This window comes from Acinetobacter qingfengensis, assembly GCF_008693185.1.
GTDB lineage: Bacteria > Pseudomonadota > Gammaproteobacteria > Pseudomonadales > Moraxellaceae > Acinetobacter > Acinetobacter qingfengensis.
Window position 1 is genome coordinate 59,962 of sequence record NZ_VXKN01000001.1, and the last position, 15,102, is coordinate 75,063.

The 15,102-nt window shown below is 34.9% G+C and carries 14 protein-coding genes and 1 other RNA gene; 4 read left to right on the forward strand and 11 right to left on the reverse strand.

Features of this window, described 5'->3' with window-relative positions; all coding sequences use genetic code 11:
* The first annotated feature begins 10 nt into the window (after positions 1-10).
* Positions 11-550: an O-acetyl-ADP-ribose deacetylase gene (locus tag F4V57_RS00235; protein ID WP_070069571.1), complete on the forward strand. Its 540-nt coding sequence runs from the start codon at positions 11-13 to the stop codon at positions 548-550.
* Between the two features lie 2 nt (positions 551-552).
* The gene (locus F4V57_RS00240; protein WP_070069570.1) at positions 553-1,566 is read left to right on the forward strand and encodes a CobW family GTP-binding protein; all 1,014 of its coding nucleotides are present in this window, start codon (positions 553-555) and stop codon (positions 1,564-1,566) included.
* 18 nt (positions 1,567-1,584) lie between these two features.
* Here the strand turns inward: F4V57_RS00240 and F4V57_RS00245 are convergent, their stop codons facing one another.
* The 8 genes from F4V57_RS00245 to F4V57_RS00280 all read right to left on the reverse strand — a co-directional run bounded on the left by F4V57_RS00245 (position 1,585) and on the right by F4V57_RS00280 (position 10,478).
* On the reverse strand, positions 1,585-2,907 hold the full coding sequence (locus F4V57_RS00245; protein WP_070069569.1) for a hemolysin family protein: 1,323 nt from the start codon (positions 2,905-2,907) through the stop codon (positions 1,585-1,587).
* 224 nt (positions 2,908-3,131) lie between these two features.
* Complete coding sequence (locus F4V57_RS00250) at positions 3,132-4,133, reverse strand: LysR family transcriptional regulator (RefSeq protein ID WP_070069568.1); 1,002 nt, start codon at positions 4,131-4,133, stop codon at positions 3,132-3,134.
* Positions 4,134-4,979: 846 nt separating this feature from the next.
* Positions 4,980-5,903 carry a TIR domain-containing protein gene (locus F4V57_RS00255; RefSeq protein ID WP_070069105.1) on the reverse strand — a complete coding sequence of 308 codons (924 nt, stop codon included), beginning with the start codon at positions 5,901-5,903 and terminating at the stop codon, positions 4,980-4,982.
* 2 nt (positions 5,904-5,905) lie between these two features.
* Positions 5,906-6,679, reverse strand: a complete 774-nt coding sequence (locus F4V57_RS00260) for an E2 domain-associated cysteine-rich protein (RefSeq protein ID WP_070069106.1) — start codon at positions 6,677-6,679, stop codon at positions 5,906-5,908.
* Entirely contained in the window at positions 6,663-8,186 is a 1,524-nt protein-coding gene (locus tag F4V57_RS00265; protein ID WP_070069107.1) for an adenylate/guanylate cyclase domain-containing protein, read from the reverse strand. Before F4V57_RS00265 ends, F4V57_RS00260 begins: the two co-directional genes overlap by 17 nt.
* Before the next feature lie 204 nt (positions 8,187-8,390).
* Entirely contained in the window at positions 8,391-8,609 is a 219-nt protein-coding gene (locus tag F4V57_RS00270) for an AlpA family transcriptional regulator (protein WP_070069108.1), read from the reverse strand.
* Complete coding sequence (locus tag F4V57_RS00275) at positions 8,597-9,544, reverse strand: phage/plasmid replication protein, II/X family (protein WP_070069109.1); 948 nt, start codon at positions 9,542-9,544, stop codon at positions 8,597-8,599. Before F4V57_RS00275 ends, F4V57_RS00270 begins: the two co-directional genes overlap by 13 nt.
* A gap of 358 nt (positions 9,545-9,902) precedes the next feature.
* The gene (locus tag F4V57_RS00280; RefSeq protein ID WP_070069110.1) at positions 9,903-10,478 is read right to left on the reverse strand and encodes a hypothetical protein; all 576 of its coding nucleotides are present in this window, start codon (positions 10,476-10,478) and stop codon (positions 9,903-9,905) included.
* Positions 10,479-10,648: 170 nt separating this feature from the next.
* Here F4V57_RS00280 and F4V57_RS00285 point away from each other — a divergent pair, with 170 nt between their 5' ends.
* Positions 10,649-11,053, forward strand: a complete 405-nt coding sequence (locus tag F4V57_RS00285; protein WP_070069111.1) for a DNA-binding protein — start codon at positions 10,649-10,651, stop codon at positions 11,051-11,053.
* A 22-nt stretch (positions 11,054-11,075) separates the two neighbouring features.
* On the opposite strand, the gene F4V57_RS00290 is transcribed toward F4V57_RS00285, so the two are convergent.
* The 3 genes from F4V57_RS00290 to ssrA form a co-directional block, all read right to left on the reverse strand.
* Positions 11,076-11,447, reverse strand: coding sequence for a hypothetical protein (locus tag F4V57_RS00290; RefSeq protein WP_081409163.1), 372 nt, complete (start codon positions 11,445-11,447; stop codon positions 11,076-11,078).
* A 25-nt stretch (positions 11,448-11,472) separates the two neighbouring features.
* Positions 11,473-12,825, reverse strand: coding sequence for a tyrosine-type recombinase/integrase (locus F4V57_RS00295; protein WP_070069112.1), 1,353 nt, complete (start codon positions 12,823-12,825; stop codon positions 11,473-11,475).
* Between the two features lie 188 nt (positions 12,826-13,013).
* Positions 13,014-13,373: a transfer-messenger RNA gene (ssrA, locus tag F4V57_RS00300) on the reverse strand.
* Between the two features lie 135 nt (positions 13,374-13,508).
* Here ssrA and glpK point away from each other — a divergent pair.
* Positions 13,509-15,002 (forward strand): glycerol kinase GlpK, encoded by a 1,494-nt coding sequence (gene glpK / locus F4V57_RS00305; protein WP_070069113.1) that lies wholly within the window; start codon positions 13,509-13,511, stop codon positions 15,000-15,002.
* Positions 15,003-15,102 lie beyond the last annotated feature (100 nt).

Sequence of the window (15,102 nt, forward strand, 5' to 3'; positions counted from 1 at the left end):
GGGGGGAATTATGGTTAAAATTAATGTATTACAGGCAGATATTACCAAAATGCAGGTTGATGCGATTGTAAATGCTGCAAATTCGTCTTTATTAGGCGGCGGTGGTGTTGATGGAGCAATTCATTATGCTGGGGGCCCACAAATTCTGGAAGAGTGCCAGAAAATTCGGGCCAGACAGGGTGGTTGCAGAACTGGAGAAGCTGTGATTACTAGTGCAGGGTTATTAAACGCAAAATACGTTATTCATACGGTTGGCCCAATTTGGCAAGCCAATCAACCTCAGCAACATCAATTATTGGCACAATGTTATCGTAATAGCTTGCAATTGGCCGAACAGTATCAGTGTCACTCTATTGCTTTTCCGAATATCAGTACGGGCGTGTATCATTTTCCTAAACATGAAGCTGCAATGATTGCAATTGGAACAATAAAAGATAAACTTCTCGAACTGCATTATGTACAAACCATTTATTTCGTTTGTTTTGATGAGGTTAATTATCAGATTTATCGAGATAGAATGCAGCGCTTTAATGATCTATATTCAGGTTAAATATGATTCTTGTACAAACTGTAGCAACTCACATCATTACCGGATTTCTTGGTGCGGGTAAAACCACTTTATTAAAAAAATTACTGGCACAAAAACCTGAGAAAGAAATTTGGGCTGTATTAATGAACGAGTTTGGTGAGATTGGTCTTGATCAGAGCTGGGTGGCTGAACAACAGGGAATTGCAGTGAAAGAAGTACTTGGAGGATGTTTATGTTGTACTTCGCAATTACCCATGCAGATTACTCTAGCAAGATTATTAACTGAATATAAACCACATCGGTTATTTATAGAGCCTACAGGATTAGGGCATCCCAAAATGTTGATTGAGCAGCTTTCTGAGCCACACTGGCGTGCTAGTTTGCAACTTAAACAAGTCATAACGCTATTGGATGGTCACCGCTTGCATGAGCAACTTTGGAAACAATACGATATTATTTTACAACAACTGGATGTAGCTGATGTTATTGTCGTATCACATCATCAACAAATGCAGGCAGAAGACCACCAGCAATTACAGCAACTTCAACATGCTTATGCTTATAGTGGTAAACACTGGCAATTTAGTGATTTTGGCAAAATTAATCTAAAAGAAATTGATGTAGACAGAGAAAATATTACTGTTAAAAAACAGCCTTTATTATCTCTAGCACGAAGTAATGTTTCTCAAATATCAGAAAACCATGGGCCTAAAACCTTACCCTATTATTATCAGACTCAACGACAGGGCTATTATGTCGCAGGTTGGCATTTACCTAAAAATTGGCAATTTGAAACTGATACATTATTACATGCATTACAGCAACTTGAGCAGCCTGAACGTATAAAAGCTAAACTTAATACAGAACAAGGCTGGATTGATATCAATGCCATTCCATCAAATTTTGCTATAGATGTTAGCGCTCAAGCCGGGCTGGATAATCGTTTGGAAATTATTAGCCGGCAAGCACAGGATTGGCGCGAGATTGAAACTATTTTACTGAATAGCCAGATGAAAGTTGATTTAGATCAAGCATAGGGACAAATCAAAAAGGTTCTACTGATCCTGATCTTGTTCCTGATTAAGCTGTACAGGCATTTTGGTGACTAGCAATTGATCAATCTTATAATGGTCAATATCTACCACCTCAAATTTAAAACCTTCATGCTCAACAAAATCTGCTGGACGAGGAATTTTTCGTAAACGATACATCATGAAGCCTGCAATGGTTTCATAATTTTCCCATTCAGGAAAATCTTCAATATTTAAAGCATGCTTAATATCTTCAATTGGTGTGGTACCTTCAATTAACCATGAATTTTCATCACGTTTAATAATTTGTTGTTCTTCTTCCATCGGCGAAACCCAGTCACCCATTACGGTAATCATAATGTCGGAAAGCGTAATAACCCCCACAACCAAGGCATATTCATTCATTACTACCGCAATTTTTTCTTTTGTTGCACGGAAACGATCCAGTAATTCCGATAAAGTCAATGAGTCAGGAATAATCAACACATTTCGGATTGTAGATTCATTTAATTGAATAAATGATTGATTATTCATAATTTTAACTAGAATATCTTTGGTGTCTACGTATCCAATGACCTGATCTATCTGTTCATTACAAACTAAAAATTTGGAATAAGGGTATTCTGCGATTTTTTGACGAATGCTGTGCTCAGACTCTTTCAAGGTAAAGTACACCACATTTTCACGTGTGGTCATACTTGATGGTACAGTACGTTCTTCAAGCTCAAATACATTTTCAATAAAGTGATGTTCCTGTTGTTGTAAAACACCTGCTTGTGCACCGGCATCTACAATGGCAGAAATATCATCAAAAGTAATATTATCGTCACGTGTGGTATTAATTTTTAATAATCTGAAAATCAGATTGGCAAAAGCATTTATTAACCATGCCAAAGGCTTGCAGATGGTAATGAAAACGCCAATCGGTTTAATCACAGAGATTGCAATACGTTCGGGGGCAATCATTGCCATACGTTTGGGCATTAAATCTGCAAACAAAATAAATAGTGAAGTTACCAAAGTAAATGACAGGGTAAAACCAATGGTTTGTGCCCATGCGCCAGTATAGTAACGTTCGACCAGTTGTACTAGATATGGACGAAATGCGGCTTCACCAAGAATACCACCAAGAATAGCAATTGCATTCAATCCAATTTGTGAGGCTGCGAAAAAATCAGCTGAATTTTCTTGAAGTCTAAGTACCCGGCCTGCACGTTCATCACCTGCTTCATCAAGTAATTTTAATTTAATCTTTCGAGCACCTGCCAAAGCAATTTCTGAGAGGGAAAGAAACCCTGCACATGTGATTAAAGCAATAATAACAATGATATTTTGAAATAAACTCACGGTACACCTATAAAAATTATTTGCTTTAGTTGCTTCACTGACACAGATCTAATGATTTTAATACAAGAACGAACACAAGAAAAAAATAATGAAACAGCTTGGGGCTGTTGACATTTTGTAAAAATCATCAATGAAATGTCAACATATCTTAATTATTTTACCTTAAAAAAGTAATTTTGAGATAAAAAAGAAGCCATATTTGTATATGGCTTCCTGATTTTTAACTAATATTGAATATGTGTAGGGAAGGAATGATTATTATTGGATAAATATTCACGTTTCTCTTCTTCCACCATTTGCCTGGCCACGAATAGAATTAATTGACGTAACCAACGATGTGCCGGATGATGATGTAGCAACGGACACCACGCCATTTTAAGTTCAAATTCAGGAATATAAAATGGTGGATCTTTAATTACAATTTTATTATTTGGGGTTTGCAATTGTGCAATCCGAGAGGGTAATGTTGCAATTAGATCAACATTTTGTACCAATAACGCTGGAATTTGATAATGTCGGGTAAATACTGAAATTTTGCGCTTCTGACCAATACGTTCCAGTGCTTGGTCAATCCAGCCTAACCCTGCCTGTTTTTCAGGATTAACCCCAAAACCGACACCCATTCCTGTTTTAGATACCCAAATATGTTGCGAATCCAGATAAGCCTTTAAATTTAAATGTGAAACGGCTGGGTGTTTCTCACTGAGTAAACAGCTAAAACTATCACGCCAAACCAGAACCTGATGAAAGCTTTGAGGAATATCATTAAATCGATTAATTGCCAAATCAACTTTACCTTGTTCCATATCGCGGTAAGACACATCACTCGGTGTTAGAAAATCTAATACGACATTGGGTGCTTCGGAGCGTAAAGCCTTGATTAATCTTGGGACAAGTGTTGCCTCAGCATAATCTGAAATCATGATACGAAATACACGATTAGATGTATAAGGACGAAATTCTGTCCGAGGTTCAAGAATCATAGATAGATCAGATAGTGCATCACGAATGCGAGGCTGTAACTCCAAAGCCCGTTCGGTAGGTGTCATACCTTCTGATGAACGAATAAGCAGGGGATCATTAAATAATGTTCTCAAACGGCGTAAAATATTACTCATTGCTGGCTGGGTAACACCTAATTGCTCAGCTGCACGAGTAACATTCTTTTCTCGTAAAAGTACATCTAAATAAATAAGTAGATTGAGATCGACCCGCTCTAGATTCATCAAATAAATACCAATAATAACGTGGATAAATGTTTAAGGATTATGCCATATAATCAAACGCATGTGCATTTTATTTAAACAAAGTTTGATCGAATAAGAAATTAATTGAAATAATAGGTATGCGATGTTCGTTAATTAGATCTAGCTAATGTCTATATGATTAAAGATCTGCTTGAAGGATTCAAAGATACTTTACTAATTTATTTACCATTATTTTATTTGAAAACTAGCTAGTTAAGTATTAAATAATCATAGATTTTTTTATAAAAAAATACTATCTTTTCTGCTCCTTTTTTTCTTGAGGGTTGTTTATGAAGTATATTTTACCAATTATCGTATTCGTTGTGGTATTTTTTATCCTGTTTGCAAAAAATTTGAATGGCGGATAGGCTCTAGGATAAAAATTAGAATTTTTTTAAATTATTAATTTTGTTCGCAAAAAAATATTGTATATATGTCCTATAAATTAGCCGTTTTATTAGTTTGTAGGACTTTATATTTAAGATGAATTTATTATATATATCAAAAAATATTTTTGGTTTTTTACATATCCAATTATAAAATACACGAGATGAAAAATCTTGGAATAGCTCAATGAATAGAATCAAAGCTATTATAATAAATGCAGTTAATTCTTTCAGCAGAATATAAATTTTATAAAATAAAAAAGCCACTTAATGTAAGTGGCTTTTTTGATGAATTTTGGTGGGATGGCGTCTACCAAACTGGTTGACCATCACATTGATTTTCAATAAAAATTAAATTAATAAAACCTTTACTATACAAACCACTATACAAATCAAGTATTATTAGCACCTTAATTGCATAAAATTCAATCAAAAATATTTAACACATATCTAACTTATCTCTTTTACCTAGTTTGGTAATTGCCTTTCTTAAATTATGTGTCAAATTACTAACGTCATAATCAGTTTTACTTGTTATCTTATATTCAAAAGGCGTAAGACCTTTCAAATCAGATGCTAGTTTTTGGTCTACTCCACGTGGTAATGCTATAAATGTCCGTTTTCTTGTTAATAAGCCCATAAACAAACCTAGCTCGAAAATTACATTATCTCTAGGCGCTCTTTGCTCAATTTCTCTAGATATTGTTATATCATCATCCTGTAAAATAGCCAATCCAAAATCTGACTCTTGGACAGCTCGTTCTAATGCTTCAAGTGTATAATCACCACCATTAAATACACTAGTTTCATTCCAAATCGTTACATCAAACTCATCATAATCAAGTTGGGATTTTATATCTCTTGCTATATTTAATGATTCTACAGTACTGATGATAAATAATTTTGGTTTTTCACTTTGCTTTTCAATCAATTCATTTCTTTGATTTAATCGTTGTGACAAATCAACAGCTAATAACTGATATATTTTTGGATATTTTTGCGCCAATTCATTAAAGGCTTTAGCATTTACTTTCAATGCAACAGTAGTAGTGTTTGCAATAGCCGTAGCAGATCTAGGTTGTGTAGCATCAAGTGCAGACATTTCCCCAATACTTATACCAGCCTTTCTCGTATAAGGAAATTTATTGCCATACACTAATAAATTTACTTCACCAGCAATGATAAAAAATACATCTTGATCGTAGTCGCCTTGTGTAAGGATGGTATCACCCTCAGCAAATTCCACTAATTCACCATGTTCTGCTATATCCTCAGCCATTTGTTTATCATGTTGGACTAATGTTTGCGGTAATAACGCATCAACAAGTACTGATTTGTCTTTAAAGCGATCTTTAAGTTGCATTTTTATTCCACCTTATTTTGTTTAAATTCACATCTCTTCATAGTGTTACAACAAATGACTTCGCAATCTTTTCTAAAACTATCCCAAAATTCTTGTTCAGCTTTATCCAATAAAAAGTCATTAATAGCCACCATAAAAATCACTGTTGCACAGTTTTTTGGGCATTTACCAATACTGATATGTTTCTTTAAGCCATGATCATCGCAAATACATGTGTAACGCTTATTAAGGACTTGATCTTCATTGCCAACTAAAATCAGTTCATCATTAGCATAAACATGATAAATTTTTTTCTTGTCACTATTTAGTTCAACAACTTTTAATTGCTCTAAGGTTACACCCAACAAATTATTCTTAAATTGATCAAAATAATGCTCAACTACTTTTTGGTATTTTGCGCCATCACCATGCGCCCATTGTTTAAAATCATTGATGGGCCACACACCATTAAGTTCACATTTATATTGGGCTTCTAAAAATTTTTGGACTGTTCGTACCCACTTTTCAATAGGTAAGGTTGCTAAATCCTCGTACAATCCTAGGCAAAAAAAACCACCACTATTAATATGCCTATTAGGACATAAGCTAGGGTAACGCCCATTGGTTGCTTTCACTTTTAGTACATCGTTTACAGCATGTACTTCCAGTTCTACAATACGGGCATCACCAGCATCGGTATAAAATTTCAACTCAAAAATAATCGTATTTTCATTTTTTTGCTGAATAGAAATTTTCTTTTTACTTAGATAAGCAACTAAATCATTTAAATTTGGCATGTGCTTTTAGGTCAGTATCTACATATGGTGCTGATTCATACAAGCTGCTTTTCTTGACTGTATCATTATTTTCATCAGCTTGATCAGCAGACTTAATTGATTCATAGGTTAAATCAGCAGCAACTTGATTTTTAAATAAAGTCTTATACTTATCACTCAAATTATCATATGCATCTGTACCAATTTTAGTTGCATTACCCTTACAAACTTTCTGTGCCTCTTCAGATTCAATTGTAGATATTCCAATTGCATAACGTGAAGTATCATTTCGTTTACCAACTCGTGTTAAAGATACATCACCTATCTCATATCCAATTGCTAACCCCAAATCATCAATACCATCTATTGCAAAAGACTCATTCAATTTATCCAAACACATATTAAAGCTACTTCTAATACCAGCAACAGCCTCTGTAGCAACATCTACTGATTTATCTTTTTTGGTTTCAACATGTGATCCTTCACAAATTAGCCCATGCAAACAATCACCGATAAAACGGACACGGCGTCCTTTATAGTCATTGCTTAGGGTTGCATCCATTTCAGACCGCAAAACGTGTAAAGCTCTAACAATGTCTTTTTTGCCTTCTTCTGAATTAATATTTGCGCTTACAAAATTTGTAAACCCATCAATGTCGGCATAAATTGATACTATTTCCTGATGCTTAGCTGATTTATAGTACAAATCATCAAAATCCAAATCTTTTAAAGGTGGGGTAGTTCTACTAAAACTAAAATCATTTAACTTTTTATCATTATTTTTTAACTCCTTCATGACATCATCACATGTCAAATCTAAATCTGCTGCATTCTTAGATGTTTCAATTTCATCAGACTTTAATTTTACTTTTTTAGTATCTTTAGTCTCATCTAAACTCAAGCCAATTACATTTCGGGCATTAGCAGTCAAATATATCCCTACATTGCTTCCACATGCATGTTTTGCAGCATGATTGGCTGGGTCACCTAAAAATAAAGGCTCACGATTACTTCTACGTCCGTTATTAACGGCAAGGGCTAAACCTGTATCAATACCAATACGAATATCCGCTGCTTCAATTGACTCATCCCCATCAACTTCACGCTTTTGTTTAACAGATTCGATAATCAAATCTGCAATTGCTATAGCCTTATCAATACGATCCTTTTCAGATTCATCACCATATGGTTTAGCAATTACCGCATGTAATCTTTGATTATGAAAATCAACAAAAATGCTATCTGTTCGGTCTAATATAAATTTTATAGCACGCACATGCGAATCAAAGAAACGTATAGCCCGTTTATGTGTTGTAGATGATTCAGTTCCATTTGCTGTTGTTAATATGCCCTTTAAGTTAAGGATGTCTACATACAAATGTACTGCATTCATCGAGTACGCTTCATTAACTTTTATATTCGATAAGTTTTTATCACGGGTATATTCTTTAATTGTGACTTCTTCAACAGCATCACAAAGACTATCAATATGATCTTCCGCACGTGTTTTATTCCACTTGTAATACATAGTTTTTGATTCTTAAATTTATTGAGTTATATTTTAAGTGAGGATGCTTTTTAAAGTTTCAAGGAATTTTGTTTTTTATTTTATTTACAATATAACCTTATGATTATTTTAATTTAAATTACACAATCAAAGCCTAGCACATTTATCCAAACCACCCTTAGTACTCAGGCTTTGATATAAAACCAACTTATCACTTAAGTTACTTTAAGCACTTAACACGGCGTTGGGATCATTAGCTGCTTTTTTATTACACCACCAATTCTCCACGTCCTGACGATCAAAGTAAACGGCAGCTTGTCTAGTCACACCCTCTTTGATAGGTCTTGGGAAGGATACGTCTGTTTGTATTAACTTAGCCAACTTGTCCGCTTTGATTGATAAAATATGGCACACTTCATTTTTTGTTAGTCTTAGTTTTTGCATACATCCCCCTTTTGTTTTTTATTATTAATGTTGTCTATATTGATATTATAATCTTGCATAAATTTTACTCTTTTACGGTGGATGGTTGACCGTCCATATAAAAGGTCAATATCCCCATTAAGCAAACAATTATAAAATTTTCTATCTGCACTATTTGTTATCTTTGATAATTTAATCACATTGTTAAAATTTGGTAGTTTTAGCTTATTTAAATGTCTTTTAAAAAACATATCTAAATGATCTACATCACGCCATTGCCAAGCAAACATCAAATCCCAATCTTTTAGCTGTTTATAATAAATTTTAATCTCAGCCCTGATTGTAACATCAGCAAGTGCTTTTAATTCAGGACTCACGATGTCTTTTTTAGTACGTTGCTGATCAATCTCTTTACCTTTGTGATAATAACCTAGTACCCATCGTTTAGATGATTGACCAAAATAAACCCCATTTGGGTATATTGTTATAGATTTATATGGATAATAACCACCTGTTTTTAATTGATCCAAGTAATTTAAAGCCAATTGTTTATTATCAAAAATTAAATCCAGTTTAACATGGGTTTGATAGATACGATATTGACCTTTTTTAATGATATCTAGTTGCTCATCTGTTGGCTCAATTAATCCCATCTCAATAAATTTTTTAACTACATCTAAGACCAAATCGTCAATACTGGCACATCCTGTAATGTTTTGACCATTTAACCATTTATAAAAGTTACCACTGATCTTTAACTTATCATCTACAGATTTGACTCTTAAAACATGTTTATTTTTAGACTCTATACACAAGGGACTATAAGATTTTTGTGCTTTGCCAAAATCATGGCTCTCATCCAAATAGATTGTTAACCCTTTAGACAACTTCTTTGGATCATGTGTTACATCAACAACTACATCTAACCAATCTATATTAATTTTATTTTTATACATTTAATTATCTCCTTTACAATATTTTTTATTATTTTTAATATGCTTAAAATAAAAGCATCTAAATTAATATCAAAAAAATACACATGACTATTTTAAATAAGTCAAAAAACACTTAAAGGATTAGATATAAAAAGGCAGGCATACTAAAATTTTAAAAATGTAATTATTATGTTATGTCAAAATGCAACAAATGTACTATTAATATTAACAATAGGTGGTTATTGTACTCCATTTTTTCATCAAAATCAAGTTGGTCATTTTCAACTCAATTTTCACCCCATTTAATTACAAAAATAGTAGGACTCATTTTAATTAATATCTTTTAAAACAAGCCCCCTCATACGATTTAATGTAAAATTTAACGGCGTACAAACTGATCAAATGTGTAATTACCTAAATTAGTTTTAACTTCGACCTCCTTAATGTAATTAACATCACAACCTGTCGAAAATTTTGCATAACGTCCAAACTTTAATTTGGCAGGTAAGTATTTTTCACGCATATAATCATTTATGTTGCAATTATTACCACGATTGATGATGATCTCATTCACTACAACCCTGTCCACTTTAGACTGGATGGCAATGTCGTAAACTAAATGACCATATATTTGGGATACCTCTGGGTTTGGGGGGAAAGTGACATCAATAGGTACACCATCTATTAGTTGCTTAATAGGGTTTACGCTTCCTGCATCTTCATAACCACTATTATTTGTTTGCTCTATTGATTCATCATCTTGCGCAATTGCTGTACCCTCATCTGCTAATGCATCTGCACCTGCCAATGGATCAGCTTCGGCTGCCGCTGCTACCGCTTCTTCAGCTTGTTCTTGTGCTGTTGTTGCACCTACTGCCTGCCCACTTTCACTACATCCCCATACCAAATATAAAGATGTCGCCATCAAGCCCCAACACAACGATTTTTTAAACATATTTGCCCCATTATAAAGTCATCATTTATTGCTTTCTCACTTTATAAATCTATTGATCCCGTGTTGTTAGATTTAAAAAGTTAAGCAAACAACGTAACTAAAGTTTAATAATTTACGTAATTAAAATCAAATATTACGTAACTATTAGTTAAGCTAATTATTTTGAGGTAATGAAAAATGATGATGAAAAAACCTTATTTGCAAGTCGTTTGATTAAAGCCATGCAAGCTAAAGGTTACGAAGCTAAGGCTTCTATTTTAGAAAGAGAGTTCAATTTGAACTATTCAGGCAGACCTATGACATTACATGGGGTACGCAAATGGCTCATCGGCGAAGCTATTCCGTCAGGTGACAAATTGCTTACACTTGCTAAATGGCTAGATGTACCACCAGAAGAATTGGCTTTTGAAAAAGACATCCAAAAAGCAATTGCACAACGTGATGCCCGTTGGCAGCAAGATATTGGTTATAGGGATAAGGAAGTATTTGAAGCTTTTATAGCACTATCACCAGCACATAAAAAAATTGTAAGGGATATGATTGTTGCATTGTCCAACAACTCCACAAAAACATAAAAAATATTTATTTTACAATAAATTATAAACCGACATAATACACCAATTTTTGTACCTCAACTTGATACTCATTCCAATCAAAAACGACTTGCCCGTATTGGATAAAGTCATCATGTTCAGGGCTATTCTCATCCAATAAAATGATTTTGGGGTATCTTTGCTGTAATTGGCTTATGTCCAATTGATCTAATTTAGGGTAAACCAAGCCATAACCCAACCAATTTTGTACAGCAAGGGCTAAAACCTGACTATTTTCATGCTCAGTTTCAGCCATAATGACATCAGGATCAAACGCTGTAACTTGATAATGACAATCATCTTTCACTTGTATTGGTGATGATCTAAAACCTAATTTAGTCGATTTTGGACTATCATAAGCAGATAATAATTGCATAATATTTTTGCTCCTAATTTTTTTATTACGCAGCCGTCTCCCCAAATTCATTATCAAAAACAGTATCTTCAAAAAGTTTTGCAAGCAATTGTTTTTGTTCATCTGATAAGTTTAGTTTGGTTGCTAAATCATCTATTGATTGATTATTTTCAGATACTTCATTCGATATACCATTAACTAAACCATCCAAATAGTTTGACCATGTTTGCATCATAGCTTTACGTTGTTTCAAATAAACCGCCTTGTTATATATGCCTTCGACACCACCTACTTTGTGGGCAAGTGCGGACTCCACCCATTCACGCTGAAAACCATGTTCACGCAATGCTGTACTCAAAATATGCCTAAAGCCATGTGGTGTTTGTTTTCCTTTATATCCCATATCTTTTAATGCTTTACCAAAAGTATTTTCTGATATAGGTTGATTTGCTTTCAAACGACCACGAAATAAATAGGGGCTATCTCCACTATAATTTTTTAATTCTTGCAATAAATCTAATGCTTGGCTTGATAAGGGGATAGTATGTTCGATCCGTTTTTTCATACGGTGGGCAGGGATATTCCATAATTTATTATCAAGATCAAATTCATTCCATACCGCTTTTCGCATTTCGTTAGGTCGACAACCAAACATAAGTGATAATTGTAACCCAATAGATGTTTGACGGCTTTTAAAGGCATGTATTGCCTTTAATAAATCAGGTAGTTCTTCCACCGTAACATGGGGCATATTTTGGCTTTTATGCTTTTCTAAAAATTTTTCAATCCCCACTATTGGATTGTAGTCTATTCTGCCTGTTACTTCGGCTAGGTCGTAAATATCTTTGCACAAACCTCTTACACGGTTGCCCATCTCAATAATTGGCTTGCCAGTTTTGGGGTGTGGCTTTTGCTGTATTTGCTTAAATAACTCTAACCATTCTTTCTTGGTGATTTTTCTATAGTCTCTTTTTCCCATCACAGCATAAACATGATTGGTTAATGACCCTTCATTTCTTACCCTTGTTCCATCTGTCCAAGTCTTACCATTACAATACTCTAATGCTAGGTTCTTAAAAGTATGTTCACCATTTTCAATTTGCTTTTGTTGATTTTTATAGTCGATAGGGTCAATACCATCAGCAATTTTTTGTAGCCACTCTTGTGCCTGTAATCTTGCCCGCTTTCCACTAACTTCAGGATATGTACCTAAACCTAACCATGTCCATTTTCCACTAGCTGGACTTTTATATCTTAAATCCCATCGTTTATTACCTTTAGGACTAACAACAAAATGAAGATTATCACCATCATTGATTCTATATTCTTTAAGCTCTGCTTCTAAGGATGACAAAACAGCATCTTTCATTGGCTTCTTAATATTTGCTGATCTTTTCATGGTATTCCGTTACTTCTTGTATAGTGGTAATCAACCTAACTCAGATTATACACGATACTATACATAGAAGCTTGTATTGTATGTCATCATAAAAAGTTATATACAGGCATAAAAAAGGCTTAAACCATTACAGTTTAAGCCTTTTTGTCTTGTATACCGTCATATGCCAGTATACAAATTTAATGTCTTGGTGGAGATGGCGGGAGTTGAACCCGCGTCCGCAAGCACTACACTCGAGAATACTACATGCTTAGATATCGTCTATTGTTTTAACATTTTGTGACCCGACGAACAGGGTACAAGATGCGATCCTCTAAGTTTGGTATAAAGTCCCGAGGCTTAACTTTATACGGACTTGTGTGCGTGCGCTTCAGTCGGGCTACCAGACCACAAGTATTCTAGTAGGCGGACAAGCTGCCCTTAGGCAGCTAGAGCGTAAGATTCGTCGTTTGCGACTATTAAAATGCAAATTTTATTTACGAGAGGAAATGCGCTCTCGGCATGCATCTATGAGCTTCATCACCAGCGTCGAAGCCAATAACATCCCCAGATGAGTTGATGATTGTAACAGAATAAAGCATAAAATCCAATGCTTTTGCTTTGAATCGCAATATATTAGCATCTACATCTGGATAGAACAGATTTCGTTCTTAAGATTCAGGTTAAAAATACAGGAAAATTTCATGTCATATTTAATGGCGCTTGATCAAGGGACGACTTCTTGTCGTGCAATTATTTTTAATCACAAGGGGGATATCAAAGCCATTGCTCAACGGGAAATTAGTATCAAGACACCTTATTCTGGTTGGGTTGAGCAGGATGCACATGAGATCTGGCATACACAAATTGGCGTCATGCAGCAGGCTTTGGCTGAAGCAAATATTTTCGTCCATGAAATTGCAGCGATTGGTTTAACCAATCAACGTGAAACTACGATTGTCTGGGATAAACGTACAGGCTTGCCTTTGGCTCCAGCCATTGTATGGCAGGATCGTCGTACCACAGAATGGTGTCAGAAACTAGAAAAAGAAAAACAGGATTTGGCACAATTCATTCAGCAAAAAACAGGATTAAGAGTTGATCCCTATTTTAGTGCTACGAAATTGGTCTGGTTACTTGAAAATATTGAAGGCTTAAGGGGATTGGCTGAACAAGGACATGTTGCTTTTGGAACTGTAGATAGTTGGTTGATCTGGAAAATGTCTCAAGGAGATCGTCATGTCATTGAAGCAAGTAATGCCTCCAGAACACTTTTAATGGATTTACTTACTCAGCAATGGAGTGAAGAATTACTTGAAAAGCTTGATATTCCACGCAGTGTTTTGCCGGAAATTGTCAGTTCACAGCAAATTATCGCATATACCGCAGATGGGCTTTTTGCCAAACAAATTCCGATTGCAGGTGTTTTGGGTGATCAGCAATCGGCATTGTTTGGTCAAGCTTGTTTTCAGGCAGGTATGGCAAAAAACACCTATGGCACGGGGTGTTTTTTGTTGATGAATACTGGCGAGCAACCACAAATCAGTCAACATCAATTATTAACTACATTGGCATGGCAACAGCCACAACACAAGCATTATGCACTTGAAGGTAGTGTATTTATGGCAGGTGCAATTGTACAGTGGTTACGTGATGGTCTTGGAATTATTACCAATAGCAAACAGGTTGAGCAACTGGCTGAGCAGGTAAGACACACTGATGGCGTGGTTTTGGTTCCTGCTTTTACAGGATTAGGTGCGCCATACTGGGATAGTGAAGCAAGAGCATTATTATGCGGTATGTCAAGGGGAACAACCAAGGCACATATTGCAAGAGCAGCGCTAGAAGCAATAGCTTTTCAGGTTTACGATGTATTAAAAGCCATGCAAATGGACAGTCCTATGCCTTTAACGGAGTTACGGGTTGATGGTGGTGCAAGCCAGAATAATATGCTAATGCAGTTTCAGGCGGATCTTCTAGGTGTGCCTGTATTGCGTCCTAAAATGGTAGAAACAACTGCATGGGGTGCCGCCATGATGGCTGGTTTGGCGGTTGGTTTTTTTCAATCAGAACAGGAACTGGCTGACTTGTGGCAATTGGATCGTTGTTTTGAACCTAATATTTCCGAGGAGCAACGTCAAAGACACTTAAAGCAGTGGCAGGATGCAGTACGAAGAACCTTATTAAATTGTGTTTGATATTGTTAATGTTATTTTTGTGATATTTAATTTTATATCACTTAAATTGAGTGGAAATAATACTTTTTTTTACTAAACAATATCTTATGCTGATTTTGGT

Coding starts and splice junctions, on each gene's coding strand:
- F4V57_RS00235 (WP_070069571.1), top strand. CDS start 11: ATGGTTAAAATTAATGTATTACAGGCAGATATTACCAAAATGCAGGTT.
- F4V57_RS00240 (WP_070069570.1), top strand. CDS start 553: ATGATTCTTGTACAAACTGTAGCAACTCACATCATTACCGGATTTCTT.
- F4V57_RS00250 (WP_070069568.1), bottom strand. CDS start 4,133: ATGAATCTAGAGCGGGTCGATCTCAATCTACTTATTTATTTAGATGTA.
- F4V57_RS00255 (WP_070069105.1), bottom strand. CDS start 5,903: ATGCAACTTAAAGATCGCTTTAAAGACAAATCAGTACTTGTTGATGCG.
- F4V57_RS00260 (WP_070069106.1), bottom strand. CDS start 6,679: ATGCCAAATTTAAATGATTTAGTTGCTTATCTAAGTAAAAAGAAAATT.
- F4V57_RS00265 (WP_070069107.1), bottom strand. CDS start 8,186: ATGTATTACAAGTGGAATAAAACACGTGCGGAAGATCATATTGATAGT.
- F4V57_RS00270 (WP_070069108.1), bottom strand. CDS start 8,609: ATGCAAAAACTAAGACTAACAAAAAATGAAGTGTGCCATATTTTATCA.
- F4V57_RS00275 (WP_070069109.1), bottom strand. CDS start 9,544: ATGTATAAAAATAAAATTAATATAGATTGGTTAGATGTAGTTGTTGAT.
- F4V57_RS00280 (WP_070069110.1), bottom strand. CDS start 10,478: ATGTTTAAAAAATCGTTGTGTTGGGGCTTGATGGCGACATCTTTATAT.
- F4V57_RS00285 (WP_070069111.1), top strand. CDS start 10,649: ATGAAAAATGATGATGAAAAAACCTTATTTGCAAGTCGTTTGATTAAA.
- F4V57_RS00290 (WP_081409163.1), bottom strand. CDS start 11,447: ATGCAATTATTATCTGCTTATGATAGTCCAAAATCGACTAAATTAGGT.
- F4V57_RS00295 (WP_070069112.1), bottom strand. CDS start 12,825: ATGAAAAGATCAGCAAATATTAAGAAGCCAATGAAAGATGCTGTTTTG.
- glpK (WP_070069113.1), top strand. CDS start 13,509: ATGTCATATTTAATGGCGCTTGATCAAGGGACGACTTCTTGTCGTGCA.